Source organism: Streptomyces apricus, from assembly GCF_008369065.1.
GTDB classification, from domain to species: Bacteria; Actinomycetota; Actinomycetes; order Streptomycetales; family Streptomycetaceae; genus Streptomyces; species Streptomyces apricus.
In genome coordinates this window covers 1-4,939 of the sequence record NZ_VDFC01000067.1, presented here as the reverse complement: position 1 = coordinate 4,939, position 4,939 = coordinate 1, and the positions used below count along the sequence as shown (strand labels likewise).

Annotated in this window: 3 protein-coding genes and 3 pseudogenes; all 6 read left to right on the top strand. The window is 65.7% G+C overall.

Features of this window, described 5'->3' with window-relative positions:
- Positions 1-123: 123 nt before the first annotated feature.
- The 6 genes and pseudogenes from FGF04_RS33325 to FGF04_RS33295 all read left to right on the top strand — a co-directional run bounded on the left by FGF04_RS33325 (position 124) and on the right by FGF04_RS33295 (position 4,728).
- On the top strand, positions 124-771 hold the full coding sequence (locus FGF04_RS33325; protein WP_408055702.1) for a GntR family transcriptional regulator: 648 nt from the start codon (positions 124-126) through the stop codon (positions 769-771).
- 19 nt (positions 772-790) lie between these two features.
- Positions 791-1,321 (top strand): annotated as a pseudogene (locus FGF04_RS33320) (pyridoxal-phosphate dependent enzyme); the annotation flags it as partial.
- Position 1,322: 1 nt separating this feature from the next.
- Positions 1,323-1,511, top strand: a pseudogene (locus tag FGF04_RS33315) (transposase); the annotation flags it as partial.
- Positions 1,512-2,124: 613 nt separating this feature from the next.
- Positions 2,125-2,316: a hypothetical protein gene (locus FGF04_RS33305; protein ID WP_149515123.1), complete on the top strand. Its 192-nt coding sequence runs from the start codon at positions 2,125-2,127 to the stop codon at positions 2,314-2,316.
- Positions 2,317-2,593: 277 nt separating this feature from the next.
- A pseudogene (locus FGF04_RS33300) lies at positions 2,594-2,866 on the top strand (hypothetical protein); the annotation flags it as partial.
- 1,034 nt (positions 2,867-3,900) lie between these two features.
- Positions 3,901-4,728: an acyl carrier protein gene (locus FGF04_RS33295; RefSeq protein WP_235882624.1), complete on the top strand. Its 828-nt coding sequence runs from the start codon at positions 3,901-3,903 to the stop codon at positions 4,726-4,728.
- The last annotated feature ends 211 nt before the right edge of the window (positions 4,729-4,939 follow it).

Genomic DNA, 4,939 nt, shown 5'->3' with positions numbered 1-4,939 from the left:
GGGCCGGAGATGTCGGCCACGGGGTGAGCGACGGGGGGAGGGGCGGTCCCGCTTCGGCGGGGCCGCCCCTTCGTCTTGCCGTGGGCTTGCCGTGGGCTTCTACTGACATCTAACATTTCAGTTGTGACCCTCCGATCCGTTTCCCGCACGCTGCTCCGCGACCAGGCCTACCTGATGATCCGCGACGCCATCGTCGCCGGTGAGATCGAGCCCGGTGCCGTCGTGCGGGACGGCGACTTCGCCGAGCGGCTCGGGCTGTCCCGGGCGCCCGTGCGGGAGGCCTTCTCGCGGCTCGTCGACGAGGGGCTGCTGGAGAGCAAGCCGCAGAGCTACACGCGGGTCACCCCCGTGGTGGCCGCCGAGGTGCGGGACGCGGCCGCCGTGGTCGGCGCCATGCACGAGCTGGCCGCCCGGGTCGCCGTGCCGCGGCTGGGCGCGGCGGACGTCGAGGTGATGCGCGCGGCCAACACCCGGTTCGCGCACGCCGTGCGGGCCGGGGACGTCGACGGCGCGCTGCGCGCAGACGACGAGCTGCACGGCGTCCTGGTGCGGGTGAGCGGCAACCGCGCGGCCGCGGCGACTGTCGCCCGGTACACGCCGCTGATCCGCCGGCTGGAGCGGCGGCGCTTCGGCGAGGGCGGCACCTGCCGGTCGGCCGGCCTGCACGAGCGCCTGATCGAAGCGTGTGCGGACGGTGACGTGGACGAGGCCGTCCGGGTCACCGCGGAGATCTGGCGAGGGCTCGAAGGACTCGCCGACCGTCCTGACTGAGCCGGCTGGGAGGCCGAGTATGTCCCTGTCCTCGTTCGAGCGTTTCCCCCTTCTCTTCGGGCCCTCGCCCGTGCATCCGCTGGAGCGGCTGACCTCGCACCTGGGCGGAGCCTCGCTCTGGGCCAAGCGGGAGGACTGCAACTCCGGGGTCGCCTACGGCGGCAACAAGACGCGCAAGCTGGAGTACCTCGTCGCGGACGCGCTGGCGCAGGGCTGCGACACCCTCGTGTCCATCGGCGGGGTGCAGTCCAACCACACGCGGCAGGTGGCGGCCTGTGCCGCCCGGGCCGGGCTGAAGTGCGTGCTGGTGCAGGAGAGCTGGGTCGAGTGGCCCGACTCCGTGTACGACAAGGTCGGCAACATCCTGATCAGCCGGCTCGCCGGCGCCGACGTGCGGCTCGTGCGGGCCGGGTTCGGGATCGGCTTCAAGGAGAGCTGGGAGCAGGCGCTGCGCGAGGTGGAGGACGCGGGCGGGAAGCCGTACGCCATTCCTGCGGGGGCCTCGGACCATCCGCTGGGCGGGCTCGGGTTCGCCGGGTGGGCCTACGAGCCAGGCCGAACTCCCGGCCTGGAAGGAGGAACACAATGCCTCGCACCGCAAGGTCCGCGCCCGCGTGGAGCACGTCTTCGCCCGCATGAAGGGCTGGAAGATCCTCCGCGACTGCCGCCTGAAAGGCGACGGCGTTCACCACGCCACGCTCGGCATCGCCCGCCTGCACAACCTCGCCCTCGCCGGGTGACGCAGAAACCAGCAGGTCACCGAGCATGCCGTAGATCATTTACGGGACAACCCTTAGGGCGCTTCCTGTAGAGACAACCTGAAACAAGGGCCTGCGAGTGCACCCCGCCTCGCAGGCCCTCCGCAGGAAGAAAAGAGAGGAACATCCGATGAGAAAGAATGAGCCGAACACGCAACGCCGTTGGCGTGGCGCCCTCATGACGGCCATCTTCGGATGCATCGTGGCAGGACCACTAGAATTATTTGACTCCGGTTTCGGCTGGAAATTCGTGCTGGCGGCTCTACTGGGAGCTGCCGCAGGGGGCATCGCAGGTTTCCTATTTCCTACCCTCCTAGCCTTCCGGAAAAAGTCACACAACAGCGCCCCTCCGCCGTATCCTCCACCCCCGCCCCCTTCTGAACCACCCCAGGTTCACTAAAGTCTACGAAGTTCCCTGCATTAGGTGGGGCTGCGTCAGGTCTTGGTTTCGGAATAAGGTCATCTCGTAACAGCCAGGGACCGATCTGGTTTCCTTCAGGTGGAGCGGTCCGAGGTACCGCAGATCCTTGGCGTTCTACCGGGCGGGAACTGAAATCCACCAAAGAAGAATGGCCCGTCCAGCATGGGAGGCGTCATGGATCGCCAGTCTGCGCAGATTGTAAAAATTCTCGGCGCGGTGATGTTATTTTTCACCCTGGCGATGGCGGCAGCGGTCGTGGTAATGCTAGTCAGCGGGGCGCGATTCATCCCCATCATGGTCGCGCCAGTAATTTTTTTGATTGCAGGTATTTTCATTTACTCAAGAGGAAGGCGCAACACTGAGTGAAGTCGTCGTCACCCTCCTCGGAACTCGCACGTACGCTTCAACTGGAGCCGCTACGCCGTTGATGATCACCTAAGGTCACCACCCGGCGAAGATCCGTCCCGTGAATGATCTCTGAGTCGTGCGGGCAAGGCCAGCGACTATGTCGACCGCTCGTCTATCCGGCGGGGTTGAAGTTGTGCAGGCGGGCGATTTCAAGCGTGGCGTGATGGACGTGCCGAGTGGCGCTGGCTCGAACGGGCCGGCTGCACGTAGGTCGTCGTCCACCCCGGCAGCCGCGATCGGCCTGATTACGGGAACAACTGCCGGTGTGGACACGGGATTTGTTCGCGAACCCGGGGGCACGCTGAATTCCATGACCCACAGCGGCAAGGCGTACTACTACCTCACCGACGCCCTCGGCTCCGTGGTCGCGCTCACCGACGAGTCCGGCACGAAGGTGAACACGTACGCCTACAGCCCCCGCGGCGTCACCCGCTCCACCACCACCGAAAAAGCCGGGGTCTCCCAGCCCTACCGCTTCACCAACTGCCACCAGGACCCCACCGGACTCAGCCGGGTGAGCACCCTGACTGAAGGTGCGAGCGACGTGACAAAGGCTGTCTAAAACGGTCTAAAAGGTGACACTGACGCACTTCTCGGACAGATAGCCGGCCTCGCTACCGGGATTGCGATCGAGTCCGGCTGCGCATTCGTCGCGGGATTCACCGCCGTACCGACAGGGGGGCGTCGCCACCTTCGCCCTTGGCACGGGTGGCACGGTCCTCGCAGCAGGAGCAGGTGAATATGCAGGCGGAAAAGCGTAAGACTCCCTGAAGTAACAAAAATACGACAGCACTGAGAATCCGAGCTGGCCGCGCGCGACGGCTGACCCGACAGTAAGGGAGAAAGGTGGCCAAAATATTTGAGCAAGCGTACGGGCAGAGCACCACAAAGCGTAATTTTATTCTATTCGTTATCTCGTCCGGCTTCCTGTACCTACTTGCCGTAATTCTTGGCACGAGGGGAGGATGGGATGCCGCTTTCCCTGTTCTGGCTGTCGCGGCAATTATTGACATTCTCGTCCTCATTGCTTGGATAGCTTTTCGACCCAAAAATTCGTCACGCTAGAGCGTTAAAGATCAGAAAGGTGAAATCAGTGAATCTGGCCCGTTCATGGTACCCAGAGGGAACCTTCGGAATTGTTCTCTTCGTCGTGGCCCTCGTGGTCGTCCTGAGTATTTTCACGTACTACGGGATGAAGAACAAGCGAAGGGGGTCATCCAACAGAGAGGAATAGGCGACCAGCCGCTCGACCTGCACTCCCAAATTTCTTATATATGCGGCTACTTTTCTAGTTCCGGAACGGGAGTACTCAGCATCAGCTCCGGGCACCTGGCAACGGAGGGCGGCTTGCGGCCGACATCGGGGTGAACCGCGAATCCGCGCAAAACACCCTCATGCCACAGCCGTGTAACGCGGATCGGCGCACGGGCAACTCCCCTTCCTCCGTGCCGGTCGAACCCGGTGCGTCGCACACCTGCGCCGCGGCGGAACCGGTGCCGCGCGGCGTGACTCCTGCACTCCCGAGCGAACTTGGAGTTCACCGTGCCCAGGAAGACCCTCAGGAAGTCCCTGCCGACGCGGCTCGCCGCGACCGTCGCGCTCCTGCTCGCCGCAGGCGCCCTGTCCGCCCCCGCCGCCTCGGCGCAGCCCGCCGCCGCTCTCTCGCCCGGCGACGCCTACGTGCTGACCGTGAGCACCACCCCGTCCCGGACCGACTACGACAACCGCCGCGTCGACGTCACCGGCACCGTCACCAAGGCCGACGGCACCCCGGCGCCCGGCATCCCCGTCACCCTCCAGGAAGTCGTCCGCTTCACCACCTGGAACCCGTGGGGCGACCCGATCGACCCCACCTACTACGAGCCGCGCGACCTGGGCATCCCGGTGAGCGACGCCGCCGGCGAGTTCACCGTCCCGGACGTCGACATCGACCACGTGGGCGACAGCAGCCTGCTCAACGTCCAGCAGGAGGTGCAGATCACGGCCCTCTACGACGAGGACGGCGACCTCAACACCCCGCAGGACGGCTACTTCGCGGACACCACGGTGGCGGTCGACGCCGAGTCCAGCTCCGTCGCCTACACGGTCAACAAGAGGAGGGTGCGGGCGGGCGAGTTCCTCGTCGTCCAGGGCAGGGTGACCCTCCCCAGAGGGATCAACCCCGGTGGCACCGAGGTCTTCCTCCAGACCTACTGGGAGAGCCAGTACGACAGGAGGACGACCGCCAAGGCCGACGGCTCCTTCATGCTGGTCACCCGCATCGAGGACTACGACGACACCTTCACGCTGCGCACGGCCCCGAGAGACCTCTACGTGTCCGGCGCGCAGGAACAGCTCCCGGTCACGAACGTCTCGCGCACCCGCCCCTAACCCTGGGGAGGGGCCCGCCGGCAGCGGTGACCTTCGGCACCGCCGCCGGCGCCTGGACGTACGCACGTACTGGCGTACGGGCGTTCGAGTGAACGTCGGACAGAGGAGCGCGACGACGGATACCGTGCTGCCGTCCACCCGCAGCGGTATCACCCGCCCCGTCCGCCCGTCCGCCCCGCCGGAGAAAGCCGAACCCATGACCGTCCCCGCC

What these genes read in the sequence shown, in the direction of transcription:
- FGF04_RS33305 (WP_149515123.1), top strand. Translation starts at nt 2,125, where the DNA reads ATGGATCGCCAGTCTGCGCAGATTGTAAAAATTCTCGGCGCGGTGATG.